General features: G+C 56.9%; 16 protein-coding genes. 4 read left to right on the top strand and 12 right to left on the bottom strand.

Translation table 11 applies throughout. The annotated features are described in order from the left end of the window. Positions 1 to 8: 8 nt before the first annotated feature. Genes WV31_RS02010 through WV31_RS01990 form a run of 5 tightly spaced genes read right to left on the bottom strand, consistent with a single transcriptional unit; the run spans position 9 to position 4,856 of the window. Positions 9 to 1,571, bottom strand: a complete 1,563-nt coding sequence (locus WV31_RS02010) for a hemerythrin family protein (protein WP_237051448.1) — start codon at positions 1,569 to 1,571, stop codon at positions 9 to 11. Between the two features lie 13 nt (positions 1,572 to 1,584). Beyond that, on the bottom strand, positions 1,585 to 2,436 hold the full coding sequence (locus WV31_RS02005) for a bacteriohemerythrin (RefSeq protein WP_068433437.1): 852 nt from the start codon (positions 2,434 to 2,436) through the stop codon (positions 1,585 to 1,587). Between the two features lie 17 nt (positions 2,437 to 2,453). Beyond that, positions 2,454 to 2,969 (bottom strand): bacteriohemerythrin, encoded by a 516-nt coding sequence (locus tag WV31_RS02000; protein WP_237051447.1) that lies wholly within the window; start codon positions 2,967 to 2,969, stop codon positions 2,454 to 2,456. Between the two features lie 22 nt (positions 2,970 to 2,991). Next, positions 2,992 to 4,302, bottom strand: coding sequence for a methyl-accepting chemotaxis protein (locus WV31_RS01995; protein WP_085372078.1), 1,311 nt, complete (start codon positions 4,300 to 4,302; stop codon positions 2,992 to 2,994). A 14-nt stretch (positions 4,303 to 4,316) separates the two neighbouring features. Further along, positions 4,317 to 4,856 carry a PAS domain-containing protein gene (locus WV31_RS01990; RefSeq protein WP_085372077.1) on the bottom strand — a complete coding sequence of 180 codons (540 nt, stop codon included), beginning with the start codon at positions 4,854 to 4,856 and terminating at the stop codon, positions 4,317 to 4,319. Positions 4,857 to 5,023: 167 nt separating this feature from the next. Between WV31_RS01990 and WV31_RS01985 the strand changes: the two genes are divergently transcribed. Beyond that, positions 5,024 to 5,797 (top strand): Hpt domain-containing protein, encoded by a 774-nt coding sequence (locus tag WV31_RS01985; protein ID WP_085372076.1) that lies wholly within the window; start codon positions 5,024 to 5,026, stop codon positions 5,795 to 5,797. A gap of 488 nt (positions 5,798 to 6,285) precedes the next feature. Here the strand turns inward: WV31_RS01985 and WV31_RS21340 are convergent, their stop codons facing one another. The 7 genes from WV31_RS21340 to WV31_RS21335 form a co-directional block, all read right to left on the bottom strand. After that, positions 6,286 to 6,498, bottom strand: a complete 213-nt coding sequence (locus tag WV31_RS21340; RefSeq protein ID WP_145980707.1) for a diguanylate cyclase domain-containing protein — start codon at positions 6,496 to 6,498, stop codon at positions 6,286 to 6,288. Continuing rightward, a complete protein-coding gene (locus tag WV31_RS01975) occupies positions 6,440 to 7,819 on the bottom strand; it encodes a bacteriohemerythrin (RefSeq protein ID WP_085372075.1) in 1,380 nt (459 codons plus the stop codon). Before WV31_RS01975 ends, WV31_RS21340 begins: the two co-directional genes overlap by 59 nt. A gap of 28 nt (positions 7,820 to 7,847) precedes the next feature. After that, positions 7,848 to 7,970, bottom strand: a complete 123-nt coding sequence (locus WV31_RS22630) for a hypothetical protein (protein WP_257788786.1) — start codon at positions 7,968 to 7,970, stop codon at positions 7,848 to 7,850. A gap of 333 nt (positions 7,971 to 8,303) precedes the next feature. Further along, entirely contained in the window at positions 8,304 to 9,920 is a 1,617-nt protein-coding gene (locus WV31_RS01970; protein ID WP_085372074.1) for a pentapeptide repeat-containing protein, read from the bottom strand. Between the two features lie 242 nt (positions 9,921 to 10,162). Further along, positions 10,163 to 10,390 carry a hypothetical protein gene (locus WV31_RS01965; RefSeq protein WP_043743481.1) on the bottom strand — a complete coding sequence of 76 codons (228 nt, stop codon included), beginning with the start codon at positions 10,388 to 10,390 and terminating at the stop codon, positions 10,163 to 10,165. Positions 10,391 to 10,553: 163 nt separating this feature from the next. Continuing rightward, complete coding sequence (locus WV31_RS01960) at positions 10,554 to 10,859, bottom strand: hypothetical protein (protein WP_043746027.1); 306 nt, start codon at positions 10,857 to 10,859, stop codon at positions 10,554 to 10,556. An 86-nt stretch (positions 10,860 to 10,945) separates the two neighbouring features. Next, on the bottom strand, positions 10,946 to 11,161 hold the full coding sequence (locus tag WV31_RS21335) for a hypothetical protein (protein ID WP_011383427.1): 216 nt from the start codon (positions 11,159 to 11,161) through the stop codon (positions 10,946 to 10,948). 418 nt (positions 11,162 to 11,579) lie between these two features. On the opposite strand from WV31_RS21335, the gene mamE reads away from it, so the two are divergent. Genes mamE through mamO form a run of 3 tightly spaced genes read left to right on the top strand, consistent with a single transcriptional unit; the run spans position 11,580 to position 16,225 of the window. Continuing rightward, the gene (gene mamE, locus WV31_RS01955) at positions 11,580 to 13,268 is read left to right on the top strand and encodes a magnetosome formation protease MamE (protein WP_237051446.1); all 1,689 of its coding nucleotides are present in this window, start codon (positions 11,580 to 11,582) and stop codon (positions 13,266 to 13,268) included. A gap of 28 nt (positions 13,269 to 13,296) precedes the next feature. Then, positions 13,297 to 14,253, top strand: coding sequence for a FraH protein (locus WV31_RS01950; protein ID WP_085372072.1), 957 nt, complete (start codon positions 13,297 to 13,299; stop codon positions 14,251 to 14,253). 58 nt (positions 14,254 to 14,311) lie between these two features. Then, positions 14,312 to 16,225: a magnetosome protein MamO gene (mamO, locus tag WV31_RS01945; RefSeq protein WP_085372071.1), complete on the top strand. Its 1,914-nt coding sequence runs from the start codon at positions 14,312 to 14,314 to the stop codon at positions 16,223 to 16,225. The last annotated feature ends 17 nt before the right edge of the window (positions 16,226 to 16,242 follow it).

Here is a 16,242-nt window from a genome sequence, read left to right as displayed (position 1 = left end):
CTGTTTCGCTATTTTTCGACAATATCAAAGTCCTGCAAAGACGCGGCTGATCCGAGTTCCATTTCCAAGATTTTCCCGGCCAACTCATTTGCCTCGATGGCTGCTGATTTTGCGGTGGAACTCATAGCGTCCAATCCACCGATTACCGCAGCCAAGCTTGCCACCCGGCCCATTTGTCGCCGCAAGATATCCCCGATCCCAAGGGGAATGCCCTGCTTGCCGGACAAAATATCACTGCAAAGCCGTACAATTTTTTTTGCAGCCGTCACGGCCAGAGAATCCGCACTTTTCGTCAGTGCATGCCGTATCTCGCCCAGTCGTTTAAGCTGAAAATTAGAGCATCCGCTCACCTGTACACGAGAATCCGCAAGCTCCATAAGGTTAATCAATCTCTCTGTTGATGTCGAAATATCATACAGTATCCTTTTTTTATGACTATCATCTGTCGTTGAGCTTGTCTGGAGGTTGACGTTCATAATTCTTGCCGCTAACTCATACGCATTTTCTATCACGATGCCAGTTTGCTTGTGTACAGTCTCGCTGCCAATGCCATCATCATATTCGCCATTCATCTTGGCGATCATGATGCGGTCAATGCTAACAATATGCGTGACAAGCCAATTATATATTATAAAGAATAGTTTCTCACTTCCGCTGCCATTATGAAGGTCATCGCGATTGATTCCGTCAAGCTTCTCAACGAAGCCCGCATGAATACGTTTGTGCTTATCTCTTTCATCATAATCAAAGGAGTCCATGAGAGACTCTTCGTGCTTAAAATGCATTTTCACATAATCTGAAAGCCCATCGATGACGTCATCGACGGCCTTATTTTCATACTCCGCACTTGAAGTTGCCCCGAGTATTTTCAGGAAATCGATAATTTTGCGGTGTTGATCATCGATGTCGTCCCGGCCAGTGGCAATCGCCGTAGACCAACCAATTTCAGCCTTCATATCGACCGAAGATGAAGGGGCTATTGCCTCTCGGGGCTTACCTCGCGGCTTGACCTGCCGCTGATCTGCGGAAGGAGCAATCACAGGGGAGCCTTCTTGACGGCGGGTCAGGGTATCATCCGCCCGTCTAAACGGCCCTTTGTAGCCCTTCATAATCGCCGAGCGTCTGTCCGGCCCATGGAAGGCCGGAGAAGAAATAAAAGCCTTCTGCGTAGTCATTGCAGCCGTGATCGCCATTTGAAGCGAATGTCGGGTTATGGGTAGGGTGAGCGAAGCGGATATGCCCCCGTCTCTTGCCGCGATTAGCTCATCGGCGGTCCACTGGTTATCCAGGGCGATTACGGGAAGGGATTGAGGGGGGGGCCCTTCTCCCCAGCGGACATGCTTCAAAACCTTTAGATGCCCAGTTCCACCAAGCTTATCGCACAGGATGATATTTATGTTTGATGCGTTTCCATGCTCAAGGTGCAGCATCGTGTGACTAATGTCTTTTGTTTCTTCCTGAACGACAAAGCCACACTCACGCATCACAGAAACAATAAGCTTTCTTGTCGCGGCATTTTCGATGGCGACGAGTGCATTAACGTCAAATGAGGACGAGGCTACGATTGCCATATGCGGCGTCCAGCTACGATTTATCGGGCCGCTTTTTTAGAACATGGAACAAGAACTTCGATAAATCTCTTGGATTAAATGGCTTCTTAAATGCCCCTGTTGCACCAATAGCCATCGACTTTGCCATTAGATCGTTGTCATCCGTAGCTGAAAATATAATAACTGGAATACAAGAAATATATTCTTTCTGACTTGCTCTAACCGCGGCAACAACGGAAAATCCGTCCATTGGCTCCATATTCAGGTCCGTTATTATGATATCCGGGACAGGATCACTGAATGCCAATTGAAGCCCTTCAATTGCATTGGACGCCTCAAGCACGACGGAAGCCCCCATCACAGATAACAACTTAACCAACAATGTTCTGCTTGTTGCATCGTCATCAATTACGAGTGCCGCCACGTCCGAACACGGCAGGCGGAACAATTTCTGCTCACCGTCAGGTTCCAGGCATTCATTTGAAGGGGCCACCCACTCCCGCAAATTTGTATCAAACTTTTTCACATGTCCAATAAGCCAAGTCTTTAGAAACTCGTTTAATTCCGAAATCGATCGCTCATTAAGTGGCCGTGTTTTTGCGATAAAATATGTCCTGGCAATGTCCTGAACCTGCTCCAACAGGGCCTTGTGCTCATGAAAATGCATATTGTGGTAGGGATACATGCACTCCCGCTGAATCTTCTCTTCCCTGGCAAAATGCTCCCGGCCATAAGAAAGCAATGCCTTAAGAGTTTCATGCATCAACTTTTCATTGTTTAGCGACGCCGAGTGGTCGTTGAATTCATTAATAATGTCTATAAGACGTTGATGATCAGCATCAATGATGGGGTGCCCGATGCGAAGGTCGTCGGTTAGCTCAAGCATCCACATTTCCTTTACTTTTAGGTTTCATGCTCGGCTTCCATCGCCAGATAGACCAGCGGGCGATTATCAACAGCGGAATTATTTATCCAACGTTTATATCTCTGGTCTTCATTTGCAATGTGGCTGCGTAGCCAGTGGACAACCAAGGGCGGAAGGTCATCGGCTGCGGATGTAATGCCTTGCTGGAAAACCTCTGAAATCGCCTTGATCCGGGCACGGAATTGATTGTGCTTGAGGCGATGTTCAGCAAAATTCGAATAACTGACCTTACGCATAGCTTTTTCTTCGCGAAGGAAATGACCATCGACATACTCTTCAAGAATCGCCAATGAGCTTAATACGATCACGCCTCGTTCGCCGCCACTCAAGGTACCGTGTAGTAATTTTGCAAGCTCGAAGAATGCCTTGTGATCTGCATCAATTGTTTCATTTCCAACAGACATTTCTGGTGAAAATTCAAAAATTGAAATGTTCGATCTATTTACGGCTATACCCGGTTCATTGGCTTGTTCACTTGGCATAGAAATACCCATTCACATTGAAAACCAAAATCGTTTACCGCCCGCCAATTCGGGCGATAAAGCCATCAACCTCGCGGCTAAGATTTTCAGACTGCCGTGACAATTCTGATGCAGCATCAGCAACCTGACCAGCGGATTCGGTAGCTTCAGCGGCAGTCGCTTGAACCGTGATGATCGCTGAGGATACTGCGGACGTTCCGGTTGCAGCTTCCGCGACATTACGTGCGATTTCCAAGGTGACCGCATTTTGCTCTTCCACGGCACCGGCCACGGCGGAGGATGTTTCCTCGATCTGGGATACGGTTCGAGTGATTTCATCAATCGCCTGGATAGCTTCGGCGGCGACCTGCTGGATATGTGCCACCTGGGAGGTGATGTCTTCGGTTGCTCTGGCCGTTTGGTTCGCTAAGTTTTTGACCTCATTCGCCACCACGGCAAAGCCCTTCCCGGCATCACCGGCACGAGCCGCTTCGATTGTGGCATTGAGAGCCAGAAGATTGGTTTGGGCGGCAATGTCATTGATCAAGCTGACAATGGCACCAATTCGTTCGGCGGCCTCATTGAGGCCATGGACCGTCGTATCGGTACGAGACGCGACACCGGCTGCTTCGGAGGCTACGGCGGCAGCACGGTGGACCTGGGCACTGATCTCCTTAATGGAGGCGGAGAACTCCTCCACGGCAGAGGCCACGGCCTGGACGTTGACCGAGGCTTGTTCTGCCGCTGCGGCAACCGTCATGGCTTGGTGGCTGGTGTCGGTGGACTGTGCCGACATGGCCCCCGAAGATGCTTCCAATTCTGTCGCTGCGGCAGCCACGGCGTTCACGACCGGCTTTACCTGATTGTTGGCAAAGGCGATGAACTCTGCGTCTCTGGCTTCCATTCGCTTCAAAGCTTGATTGATGGTCTTGGCGTACAGAACGAAATCGCCACGCAAACCCGTGGTGATGATCCGGCGGTAATACCGACCATGATTGGCGGACTCGACGGCGGCAAACGCCTCTTTTCCAAAGGCTTCAGCGAGGTCCAGCAAACGGTTGATGCTGTGTTGCAAGGCTCCAATGCCATCGCTGCCTCGAACGTCCAGAATCCGAGCGTTGAGATCACCACTGGCGGACCGGCTGAGCACGTGGATCGCAGTGGACAGATCACCTGCCATTCGTCGAGCAGAACCACCGATCTTGACGCCTCCGACAACGCCAAGCAGGGATACCGCGATCACGACCCAAAGGGCGATGCTCGAACCACCAAGCAGCCCGAATGTTCCCGCCAGTAAGCAGATCGCCGAAGGAACCAGCATCCCAAGGGATAAGGTTCGGGCATATGAGCCGAGGGTCGTTTCCATGTGGCTGCCTCTGATCAATTTTCTGGCGTAATGGTGAAGATGAAACGGTCATAGCTATCGAATCCCGCCGTTGCTACGGCGTCGTTCAACATTTTCCATGATCGTTCAAGACCAACCTTTGAATCCTGATGGCGGCGTTCTTCTTCCATCAGCGAACAGTAAAGCGGCTTGATCGTCTCCAATGCGGCCTTCTCGGGCACCCGTCGATTGGAGTGATATCCGATGATCTGACCGGCCGCGTCGAAGTTCGGGGTGACATGGGCGAATACCCAGTAGTTGTCACCATTCTTCGCCATGTTGTTCACATAGGCGAATATCTCCCGACCATCGGCTATGGTGTCCCAAAGCAGTTTGAAGACGCATCGTGGCATTTCGGGGTGCCGTATGACCGAATGTGGTTTCCCCATCACCTCGGATTCGGCATAGCCGCTGACTGTCAAAAACACGTCGTTGACGTAGGTCAGCCTTCCTTTGGGATCGGTCTTACTGACGATCAGTTCGTCATGAGCAAAAGTTCGCTCACGGCCTGATGGAGTTTTACGGTCACCCGCCATCTCCGACACCTCTCCCAGATTGAATGGATTGTGAACACGGCTTCATGGGCATACTGAATGGATAAATGAATGGTAAACGACTGTCATAAAGGTATCGCATCTGTTTGTGAATATCGATAGGGTTCTGAGCGGCGACAAGCCGTAGACATAGTGAAATTGGGGGCACAATGAGCCGAGGAAGTGGACACGATCAGTTCGCGGTTTTCGATGAAATTCGAGACGAATTTTTCGATGATGCAATGGAGCGGCTCCGTGCCCTTGAATTCGTTCTGGATAACGGCAGCCATGGCCGTATCACCCGCTCGGAATTGATTGGAAGCTTTCGGCGGCTCGCCCTGTATCTGCGTGGACAGGCGGCAGGATTTGGTTTGAATGCCCTCTGTACGATTGCCCACAAGCTCGACGAATATCTTGCGGACGCCCCTGAAACGCTGCCTCCGCGAATCTGGATCGATCTTGAAACCTATATCGATGAGTTATCTAAACAGGTTGGTAGTCGCGGCACAGAAATCCAGCCCGATTTCTCCCGGCTCCCACAAAAACTTGCTTCAACACTGGATGAAATCGAGATCAGACGCATCGAAGTGATGCTGGTTGCTCCCCATGGGGCACAGTCGCATTTCGTTGAACGTGAACTTCGCCAATGTGGCTACAGAACCTCAGTGGTCCCCGATACCGTCTTGGCGTTGTCAATGGTGGTTCAGGCGAAACCAGACCTCATCGTCATCTCGGCAGTCATGCCGGGATTGGATGGAATTGATTTCGCGATAGGCTTGTCGGCCATGCCCTCAACCCGCAACATTGCAGTCGCTGTCATTACCAGCCTGGATCGGGACGCAGATGTGTTGACGCTGTTGCCGAAGAAGGTTCCCGTCATTTTCAAAGGCCCGAACTTCGCGGATGACCTGTTCAAGGCCCTTGATAGCCTGTTCATGATTTAGTCGGGTGATCGCTGCCAAGCACCTAACTTGGCGGATTCTCCAGTCGGCCACAGACATCACAGAAATGGCATTTCTCGTTTATCCATTGCCGAATGCCTGTTAACACACCGCGATTCGTACCGCGTTCCAGCAAGTAGCCGTAACAGGCCATCATGTTGGGAAATTCCATCTCATACAGGATCGGAATTACGGCCTCCCTGATCGCCATGGGGGCTTCGGCTAAGGTGTCGCACATCTCGGACTCCTTCCCCGCCTTACACGGGGCACCGCCATACTAATGGCGTAAAAAAACAATACCTCCGAATGAGTCCGGGTTAAATAACAATTAACGCAGCAACGATCTTTTGCGGTGCAGCGGCGAGGGAAGTCACGATACCGGCTTCCGGGGCGAAGCATATCGAAGACCGTCGCACATTTCCCACTTTCAGCGAACAAATGCCGAATTCAGCCAAATTGGGTGGGGCGTAATGTGCCGTCGATTTGCCTCCTCAAGAGTTCTCAATTTCCCACAAAATGTCTGGAAAGAGGCACACCCCACCGGTTCGTTTTGCCAAGTACATCGCCCTATCCGCCTTATCAATCAAATCTATAGACTCGGTTGAGTCATCTGGATAAAGAGCAATGCCGAGACTGGCCCCCGATTCAGCGTGACATATAGCTTTCCGATACCTTCTTGCCAGATACTGAAAGTTCCTCCACATCAGCGTAGGTGATTTTGTCCACCCCACCCTTCAATTCCCGACATCTATCACGGAAGGTTTCAACAGAATAGGATTTCGCTCCGGAGAATTTTCGAATTTTCTCCGCCAACTCATCAGCAATATTTTCAAGCTTTGTTAAGCTTCGAAAAGTGCTTTCATTTGTAGCTAATCCGTCACGCATGCCAGCCGCCAAAGAGTTACATTCAAAAATTATGGCTCCAGCAAGACTTTTCAGCCGATAATTTACGATAACTTGAATGGCTTCATTTTTTTTGGATTCGTACTGCTCCATCGGAATGCCTCGCCCTAACGCCTCGACCGGATTAGGGACTATGATTTGTGGGGCCGAGGCACAACCAGGACGACTTTCATTTCGGCGTTCAGGACCAATATAATCTTGGGTGACGATAAATGGCATCCGCCTTTCTACATGACCAACAATCTGATCTCGTAATTGGCCTGATGAGAATGGAATAAGAAGCACGGAATCTGTTCCTGACGACATGGCACTACGAACCGCCACTTCATCTCTTGATGAAAGGAGAAGAACCGTCAATACGAATGGATCGCTATTTGTCTGCAAAGATCTGATTTGGCGAATGAAATACGCCGAGTCATTCCCATCAAGCACAGCATCCATGACAACAATCTGGAAGCCGCCATTTTTGCATGATTCATCAATGGCAATAAAATTATTCGACTCCTCTATATTTGTGATTCCAATTTCATTTAGTGTAAACCGTATTCCAGATCGAATTGTGCTGCTTGGCTCGCAAATTAATGCCGTTATTTTAGAGTAATCTAATTTAACTTTGGCATGCACAATGGCATTAGGAACGGCTACTTTTTCAGGCTCTTCATTCTCAAGAGCGTCGAGAGCAAGATACGCAAGCGGCCTCTGATCAACGTCGTCATCAGTCAACAATGACTTAAACTTCATGTCTTCATTCATAATGTGACTTGCAAGCCACTTAAGTACAAGGTCGTGCAGTTTCTCCGCAACTGACAAACTTCCGCCACGATATAGCCTGATCACCTCATTAACTTTTCGATTGAAGGCAAAGTGCTTTGCACGATGATCGTCAAAGTGTTGAAAACCAATTTTAGCCATGGCCTTTTCTTCACGGAGAAAGTGCCCTGCGACATATTCTTCGAGCATAGCCAAAGCACTTTCGATTACGAATTTGCTTTCTGCTGCCTCGAAAATGACGCCCTTGAGTAAATTGGCAATTTCAAAGAATGCCTTGTGATCGCTGTCAATCGCAGCATTCCCGACAGAGAAAGCGTCTGACCATCCAGCGATCTGGCATTCTTCTGTCATTCAGCAAAATCTCCATGGACTCTATCGCTTACCGCCCGCCAATTCGGGCGATAAAGCCATCAACCTCGCGGCTAAGATTTTCAGACTGCTGTGACAATTCGGATTCGGTATAGCCGCTGACCGTCAAAAACACATCGTTTACGTAGGTCACCCGTCATCTCCGACGCCTCTTCCAGATTGAATGGATGGTGAACGCGGCCTGATGAGCATACTGAATGAATAAATGAATGCTAACCGATTGCTATAAAGGCATCCCATCCGTTTATGAATTTCGATAAGGATCGTGCGGCGACGCAGGGGGCTCATCTCGGCCATCGTGGGCCTCCTGTCTGTCGGGTGGTCGGGAAACCAGCCCTGTCAGATGGGAGCCTTCGACGTCACATCACACACCGATACCGCCATAGCGGTTCCGTTCAATCCCCACGATACATGCCCCACCCGTGCGGGCAAGGGGCACGGAGGTGGCTTGACCGGGGGGGGGGACTCAGGGATACGGGGGCTGCTTGCTGCGAACGCTGTAGCAGATAACGTCGATGCCTTCGCCATGGGTGTCGTTGGCGGCTTTCCATTTCCGGGCGACACGCTCGAAGGTGAAGAGGTCGCGCTGGGTCAGGGGATTGGAATACAGCTCTTCCAAGACCAGAACCTCGCCCACGACCCCCACCGGCATCAGACGAGCCGACGGCGAAATGGAATTGGCGATCAACTCGTCGCTCTCGCTTCCTTCGGAATCGACCCGGACGGTTGCCATGCTCCAATTGATCGCCACATAGGACTCGACCTGCATGTCGCGCAGCATGCTGATGTACAGGCCGCCGCAGCGCAGGGCGTTGGTGGGGTCGCCGAAACCGACCAGAATGGCGTTGCCGCTGGTGGTCATGGGGACGCTGACATCTTGTCCGAGGAAATTGCGGTTATACTGGACCAGTAGATCCAGCAGCATGGCCTTCTCGGCCTTGGTCTTCCGGCTCACCTGATCGAGATACAGGGCGAGAATGGCCAATTCCTTGGTTTCGTAGGTATAGAAGGGGCTGTCTTGCGGTTCCTCGTCAACGGCGTCATCGACCGGAACAGGTAAACGCGAGAGGGCCTCGTCCTGCACGGAATCGGCCAAAAGATCTGAAATTTGCGATTCGGCAAGCGGGATCGGAGCGGCTGTCGCCATGGGGGGCGCGTCGAAGGCAGAATCGTCGTCTTCCGCCATCTCCTCGACGGCGGCCAGTTCCGGCTCGGGCTCGGGTTCGGGCTCAATATCCGCAGGTACATCCACCAGCGTGTCGATGGGTTCCGGCTCGGATTCTTGCTCCGGCTCGGCCAATTCCGGCTGGGCCGAATTGTCCCATTCCGGTTGGGTCTCGAAGACCGGTTCGATCTCGTTCGAAGGCGCCTCGACCGAAACGGGGGGGGCTTCGAATCCCTCGGCCTCGAAGGTCTCGACCGAAACGGGCTGCGGGCGTTCGGAAACGGTGCGGGGCAGAGGCTGTTCGGGCTCGGGCTCCAGATCCGCGACGATGGTCTGGGGGCGGCCTGCGGTCCGGCGAATGACCGCGCCGGACATGTTGGCGCCGTCGAGGAGGGCGCCGGCGGTCACGGCATCGGTCAGATCCGCGCCGGTGAAATTGGCATTGCGGGCGTCGGCGCCCGCCAGATTGGCGCCGGCCAAGGTGGCGCCGGAGAAATTGGCCCCCATCAGCTTGGCGCCGGCCAGATTGGCGCCGGTCAGATCGACTCCGGACAGATCCATCTTGCCAGCCAGATTGGCGCCAGCCAGATTGGCCATGCGCATATTGGCGCCGGAGAAGTTGGCGCGCAGCAAGGTCGCGCCGGCCAGATTGGCGCCCTGAAGCTTGGCGCCCGACAGATCGGCGTCTTCCAGGCAGGCCCGGGGGAGGTTGCAATCACGGAGATTCGCGCCGGACAGAACGGCCTTGCGCAGATTTGCCAGCGACAACAGCGATCCGGACAAATCCATCCCGGCGAGATTGGCCCCACGCAGATTGGCGTTGGTCAGGTCCGGTCGTACATCGGGCTCCTGCTGGCGCCAGGCGTTCCAGTCGCCGGCTCCCTGGCCGAGATGTTGTAGGTGGTGTACGTTTCCCATCACAAGCAATCGATCTGTCTTTTCAAACACTCAAATCATACACCAGACCATGGATTTTTCAAAACTTATCTCCGGTCAGGCGGTGTGATGAAGTGAGCGGGATGGGTCTGCTGCAATAACGGTTAACTTTGCTTTAATAATTGCCAAGTTCTTGTCTTCTTTTTCCGGTCATTGACGAGGAACCAGGTTGTGGTGGATTGCCTCTATTCCGGTGCGTGGCCCGTGAGGGAGCTGTACGGTTGCTACCGGCTGCGGCCTTTCCCCATTGCCCGTTCCCATTCCGCGATCACGCTTTCGTCAATTGTCTGGGGCGAGTGTTCCTGGCCCGTATCCGCGCCGGTGGCCGTTCTCAATTGCGCTTCCAACTCGGCGATGCGCGCTTCCAGCATGGCGATCTTCTGGGCCTGGGTCGGGCGGTCTTTATGCCGCTGCCGATAGCGTCTTTGCTTTTCCGCCGGTGTCAGGGCCATGTCGTCTCCGATGACGTGGGGCGGGCTCGGCGTCGGGCGCGGCCCTCCGGCCGCTTGGCCGCTCACTCAATGCTCACCCGAGCGTCGCGCCTCACATTTGAGGCGCGGCGCTCTAAAGCATCGGCTCCCATGCGGCCCGACCGATGCCTTGCCTGATTTGCGCCTATGCCTTACCTGATTTACGATTGAGCAGTTGGTTCAAGACGTCGGCCTGAGAGCTTGCCCGAACCTCAGCCTTGGGGGCGATGGCGGCTTTTTCGGCGGGTTCGGTCGCCGCGGCATTCTCGGCAGGGGCGGGAGAATGGGCGGATGCGGGAGGGGAAGGGGGAGATGCGACGGGCGGTGGGGGGGCGGTGATCTCGTCGTCTTCTTGCCCCATCTCGCTCGCCATCTTGGCGATATCGGTTGCGGCGCCGACGATGCCCCTGATGATCGCCAGGGCTTCTTCCTTATTGACGCTGTCGCTCATTTTCCCCAGCTCCGACAAAAACGGCCGTCCGGTTGCGGCGGTTGGCTAATCTTTCCTAGGTCCGTCCGGGGCGGAAGTCCCACGCTTCAGATCGGTGGAGTGGCAACGGAAAAGGCGGGTTTGGAATGGGTCAGCGAGTTTACGGCGGATATGTATCCTCCGACGCAGGCGGCGCCGAGCACGCCGACCACGACCAATCCCAGGCCCGGCGCGATCGTTAATGTGATCGGCAGTCCCAGGAGTGCTCCGGAGAGCAGTTTCGGTGCCGCTAATTTCAGTCCGGCCAGGGGGGTGTCAAACATAAAATCTTCCATGCAGGGCTGTGTGGATCGACGGATCTGAGTCCCTCCAGATTAGCATAGGTGCAGCCTAAAGCATCAAGATTTTGGGGGGAAAGGCCATCCCTCGTCCCATGGGGCTCTCCGATTTTTCGCGTGATCCGCCTGCGGGGAGGGCGGGGGGCTTTTTATGCGGTTGCGTCTCAACCGCTTGTATTGGCGGCCAGGCGAGGCGATTTATTCTGCTTTATCGTCTGCGTGGCGTGCTCTCGCCTATATCTGGCTGGAGTAATTGTGCTAAAAAGCGCGGGCCGACAGCGGCGACGAATGCCGTGGACCTTGGTCGCGTCGGCCGCGTGATTTTGTTGAGTGGTGCTGGATGACGATGCTTGATGGCGACGCGAACACCGGGGGGCGCCCCAAAGTCCCTCGCAGCAAGGATTTGAAGCGCTACCTCATGCTGATGGGCGTGGTGGCCTTGATCGTGCTGTTCGGCGCCTTCATTTTTCGCCAGCAGGCGGGCGGCAACCGCCTTGGAACCCTGATCCGGCAATTGGGTCACGGCGCCGTCACCGCTCCGGTGCTTCCCCTTCCTGCGAACGCACTTGCGGGGGCTCCGGCGGCGACGGGAGTTTCGGCCCTGCCGCCGGTCATGGAGGCCGGGGCTGCCCAGGTGGGCGGCGGCGGGGGATTTTCCCGCGTCGTCTCCCTTTTGCGTCATAGCGTCGTGAGCGTGACCGCATCGTCGTCGGGCCGCGCCGCCGCACCCAAGACCCTGATGCCGCCCGGTCCCTACGTCTTGCCGCGTTTCGCCAATCCGACCACCACCACGGTGGAAAATATCGGCACCGGGGTGATCGTTCGCGACGACGGTTTGATCGTCACCAATTTTCATGTGGTGCGCGGCGCCAATTCGGTTCTCGTCTCGGTGTCAGACAACGGGGGGGCGACCCGCTATTCGGCTGAGATCGTCAAGATGGACGAGGCGCTCGACCTCGCCTTGCTGAAGATTGCTCCCAGGGCGCCGCTGACCTCGGCGGTCCTGGGCGACAGCAGCGCGGTGCTGGTCGCCGACGAAGTGATCGCCATCGGGACTCCCTTCGGTCTGGACATGTCCGTCAGCCGCGGCATCATTTCCGCCAAGGGCAAGTCCATGGTGATCGAGGGCGTCACCCATTCCAAGCTGCTGCAGACCGATGCCGCCATCAATCAGGGCAATTCCGGCGGGCCGCTGGTGATTGCCGACGGCACGGTGATCGGCATCAATACCGCCATCTACACCCCCAGCGGTGCTTTCGCCGGAATCGGTTTCGCCGTGCCCAGCAATCAGGTCCGCCGGTTCGTGGAAGATGAAGTGAACGGCCTGCCCGCCGCCGCCGCCGCGGGCCCCGCCATGGGAGCCGTCGCGTTTCGGGCTCCGGGGTCGGGCGGCGTGGGGGCGGCCGGTCCGGCCATCGCGGCGGGGGTGCCTTCGCCCCATACCGATGGTCGACAGGCCATGGCTTGCGACAACTGCCATCAGATCATCGGTGCCGCGGCGGGGCCCATCGCCTTCGCTCAGCCCATGATGCCCGTCGCCGCGCCGCCGCCCGCCGCGCCGCCCATCCAGGCCAATGCCGCCAATCCCCATGCCGACAACCGCCGGAACATGAATTGCGCCGGTTGCCATCAGATCATCGGTGCCGGTGCCGGGCCGGTCGCCTTCGCTCAGCCGGGGGCGGGCGGATATCAGTTCGCCCAGCCGCCCGGCGGTCTGGCGGTCAATGTCCAAGGCGCGCGCGGCGGAATCGGGTCCAGAATGGCCGGTCACAGCCTGCACGGCGCCGCCTTGGCGCCCCTGTCTCCGCAGATGAGCCTGCAGACCGGTCTGCCGGTCGGGCGCGGCGTGCTGATCACCGGCGTTTCCCCCAACACGGCGGCGGCAAACGCCGGATTGCGGCCGGGCGATGTTCTGCTCAAGATCGACGGCCGCCCCGTCGCCCTCCCCCATGAGGCGGTCGCCATCATGGGGGAAATGTCGGTCGGCGGGTCCGTCCGTCTGGGAGTCTTGCGCGATGGAGGCGTCCGCAACATGACTTTGATTGCCGGGGCCGCCGCGGGAACGCCGCCGCCCGGCAACGGGCCGTGGTGAAAGGTAAAGAATTCCGGGTTGTTCTGTGATGATGGAGCACGAGATGGCGACGAACCGACGGCCCCGCGCCAAGAGGACCCCCGGCGACAAGCTCGGGAAGGGAGGCGGCGATGCCGCGCTCGCCCCGGCTGCCGACGCCGAGATTCCGGCATCTTCCGCGCCGGAGCCCGCCGCCCCCATATCTGCGCCTCCGGCTCCGGTGATCAAGCCGGTGGGAGGGGATGCCTGGGCGTCGCTGCTGAGCGGTTCGCCCTGGTCTTCCCCCGGAGCGGCAAGCCCGACGGAGGCGGCGCTCAAGCCGGTCATGCCGAGCGCATTGGCGGAGGCGGTTGCCAATGCGCCGCCTGAAGCCGCCCCGTTCACCGAGCTTGTCTCCCACTGGTCGCCTCCTTTCCGGCGGCAGCCGGATCGGGAGTATGAAGAGATCAATCCCGCCGAGGCGGCAATCCCGGTGACGGCCGCGGCGCCCGAGCCCGAGCCCGAGCCGGTCCCCGAACCCGAACCTGAACCCGAGCCGGAAGCGGCTCACGATCATGCCGCGACCGAGACCGAGGGAGTTACCGAAATGATGACGAGTGATGTTGAGCTTGAGATTGAGATTGCTTCGGATGTGGAGGTCGTCGAGGCCCCCGCCGTGATCGAGCCGTCTCCCCGGCCGCAGGCATTTTCCCACTCGACGGCCTATGCCTATCCGGCGGAACCGGCCCCGGCGGTGGAGACGGCGGCAGAGGCCGCCCCTGCCGGCCCTGCCGGAAATCCGGTCAAGGAGGTTCCCGTGGAGGACCTGTTCACCGGGATCTTCAATGTGGCGGATTCGGCCGTGCGCGGCGCCATCGGCGCCTCCACCGATCTGCTGAGGGATCCCAAGTCCCTGGGCGGTAAGCTTTCCGTCGCGGGGCAGAGTCTGGTCCATTCCATCAAGGGACGCTTCAATGCTTTGCTGGCTCCGCGCCACGGCGCCAAAAGCAACGGTGATGAATTCTAGTGGTTCTCGCGGGATGGGCGATAGAGGACAGGAATCCGAATGAGCTTGGAACTCAGCCATGATTGAAGTCGGCGAGACCATGGGCGAATTGCCCACCAACAAGATCGTGTTTTGCGAACGGTCATGGAAGACGCCTGTCTCGATCCTGGCCTTCTTGATCTTCGTGACCTTCGCTTGGGGGATCTATCTCCTGGACCATTACGACGAGGACGACAATTTCCATGGGGCCGACGATCTGTCGGTGGGTCAGTTCCTGGTGCGCAACATCGCCATGCCGCATGTGCAGCGGCTGTATCACACGGTTCCCCCTGCTGTGGTCGGGGTCGGCGGCGGCGGGGTCAATGCCGGTCCGGTGGCCTCGGGGGCCATCGTGGGGGCCAACGGCTATGTGATCACCACCTTGCATTCGGTGTCCAATCTGCCGGAGATTTCGGTCCAGGTGGCGACGACGGGTGGGATCCGGCGCTTTCCGGCCCAGGTGGTGAAGACCATTCCGGGGCATGATCTGGCGCTGCTGAAGATGCAGACCACCGAGAAGTTCCTGCATTTCCGCATGGCCGACGTCCAGACGGTGGTGCCGGGTCAGCAGGTCTTCGCCTTCGGCCGCAACATGGCGGGGGCGCCGCTGGTGCGCCAGGGCCTGGTGCAATCGGCGGATGCGCCGCTGGCGGTGGGGGCGACCCAGATCACCCATCTGCTGCGTTCGGACGCGGTCTACAGCTGGGAACAGACCGGCGGCCCGCTGGTCAACGCCCAGGGTGATCTGGTGGGCATCAACATCGCCGCTACCGGCCCCGCCGGCAAGGTGGAAGGCTTCACGGTGCCGGCCCAGGTGATCGTGTCCCATCTTCAGGACGTGGTTCGCTTCAAGAAGGGCTCCGCCACGGCACCCGGCCAACCTCAGACCCAGACCGTCGCTGCCGGTTCCACCAATTGGTGGTCCAAGGCCCGGGCGGTGGTCGGGGGACCGACTGCCATTCCGGGGATGGGCATGAACGTCGTGCAAGGCAATGTGGTCAAGGGCAATGTCGCGCCGTCCATTCCCTCGGGCATGCCCTTCATCGACACAGACCATGTCGGGGGTGCAAAGATCGGCGGATACTCCGTCGCCGATATCGTCGGCCTGGTCATGCTCGCCTTGGCGGCGGGTGTCACCGGCGGCATGATGACCATGGGCGGCGGCGTGCTCCAGGTCGCCGGCATGATGGTCTTCTTCGGCTATGGCATGTATCTGATCCGCCCGGTGGTCTTTCTGACCAATGTGGTGGTGTACGGTGCTGCCTCATTGCGCAACGACAAGGCTCAACTGGTCCAGTGGGACAAGGTCAAGCCGCTGATTCCCTGGGGCATCGCCGGCGTGATCCTGGGCTATTTCATCGGCAACGCCATCGGCGATTCTGTGGTGGGTATTCTACTGGGCCTGTTCGCTCTGATCATGGCGGGCAAGGCGGTCATGGAAATTCTTCAGCCCAATGCCGGCGAGGAAACGGCCGAGTCCATTTCCGCCGCAGAGGCTGAAGACGAGATGGACGAATTGATGGCTTTGGCAGACGGCACCTCCAGGCCCAAGGCCAGCGGCCTTGCCTTGCCGGAAGGCCATGCCCGTTCGGCGGTGTTGGGGCTGCCCATGGGTCTGTTCAGCGGTATTCTCGGCATCAGCGGCGGCGTCATCGAGGTTCCGCTGCAGCGCTATGTGGGACGCATCAGCCTGCAAAACGCCATCGCCAACAGTTCGGTCCTGGTGTTCTGGGCCTCGGTGGCCGGTTCGGTGGTGGCCTTCCTCCACGGATCCAGCACGGGTCTGATTCATTGGGAAGCGCCGGTGACCCTGGCCCTGGTGATGATTCCCGGCGCCTATGTGGGCGGCATCATCGGAGCGCGCCTGATGCGGGTCTTGCCGGTGCGGGTGCTCAAGGGCGTGTATGCGGCGACCATGGCCGCTATCGCTCTCAAGATGCTGACCTCGGTGTGATGATCATGATGCTGGGA

Source organism: Magnetospirillum sp. ME-1 (genome assembly GCF_002105535.1).
In the GTDB taxonomy this organism is placed as follows: domain Bacteria; phylum Pseudomonadota; class Alphaproteobacteria; order Rhodospirillales; family Magnetospirillaceae; genus Phaeospirillum.
Note: the sequence above shows the minus strand (reverse complement) of the source record. Positions and strands in the feature narration are given on the sequence as shown.

What these genes read in the sequence shown, in the direction of transcription:
- WV31_RS02010 (WP_237051448.1), bottom strand. Translation starts at nt 1,571, where the DNA reads ATGGCAATCGTAGCCTCGTCCTCATTTGACGTTAATGCACTCGTCGCC.
- WV31_RS02005 (WP_068433437.1), bottom strand. Translation starts at nt 2,436, where the DNA reads ATGCTTGAGCTAACCGACGACCTTCGCATCGGGCACCCCATCATTGAT.
- WV31_RS02000 (WP_237051447.1), bottom strand. Translation starts at nt 2,969, where the DNA reads ATGGGTATTTCTATGCCAAGTGAACAAGCCAATGAACCGGGTATAGCC.
- WV31_RS01995 (WP_085372078.1), bottom strand. Translation starts at nt 4,302, where the DNA reads ATGGAAACGACCCTCGGCTCATATGCCCGAACCTTATCCCTTGGGATG.
- WV31_RS01990 (WP_085372077.1), bottom strand. Translation starts at nt 4,856, where the DNA reads ATGGCGGGTGACCGTAAAACTCCATCAGGCCGTGAGCGAACTTTTGCT.
- WV31_RS01985 (WP_085372076.1), top strand. Translation starts at nt 5,024, where the DNA reads ATGAGCCGAGGAAGTGGACACGATCAGTTCGCGGTTTTCGATGAAATT.
- WV31_RS21340 (WP_145980707.1), bottom strand. Translation starts at nt 6,498, where the DNA reads ATGTGGAGGAACTTTCAGTATCTGGCAAGAAGGTATCGGAAAGCTATA.
- WV31_RS01975 (WP_085372075.1), bottom strand. Translation starts at nt 7,819, where the DNA reads ATGACAGAAGAATGCCAGATCGCTGGATGGTCAGACGCTTTCTCTGTC.
- WV31_RS01970 (WP_085372074.1), bottom strand. Translation starts at nt 9,920, where the DNA reads ATGGGAAACGTACACCACCTACAACATCTCGGCCAGGGAGCCGGCGAC.
- WV31_RS01965 (WP_043743481.1), bottom strand. Translation starts at nt 10,390, where the DNA reads ATGGCCCTGACACCGGCGGAAAAGCAAAGACGCTATCGGCAGCGGCAT.
- WV31_RS01960 (WP_043746027.1), bottom strand. Translation starts at nt 10,859, where the DNA reads ATGAGCGACAGCGTCAATAAGGAAGAAGCCCTGGCGATCATCAGGGGC.
- WV31_RS21335 (WP_011383427.1), bottom strand. Translation starts at nt 11,161, where the DNA reads ATGTTTGACACCCCCCTGGCCGGACTGAAATTAGCGGCACCGAAACTG.
- WV31_RS01950 (WP_085372072.1), top strand. Translation starts at nt 13,297, where the DNA reads ATGATGGAGCACGAGATGGCGACGAACCGACGGCCCCGCGCCAAGAGG.
- mamO (WP_085372071.1), top strand. Translation starts at nt 14,312, where the DNA reads ATGATTGAAGTCGGCGAGACCATGGGCGAATTGCCCACCAACAAGATC.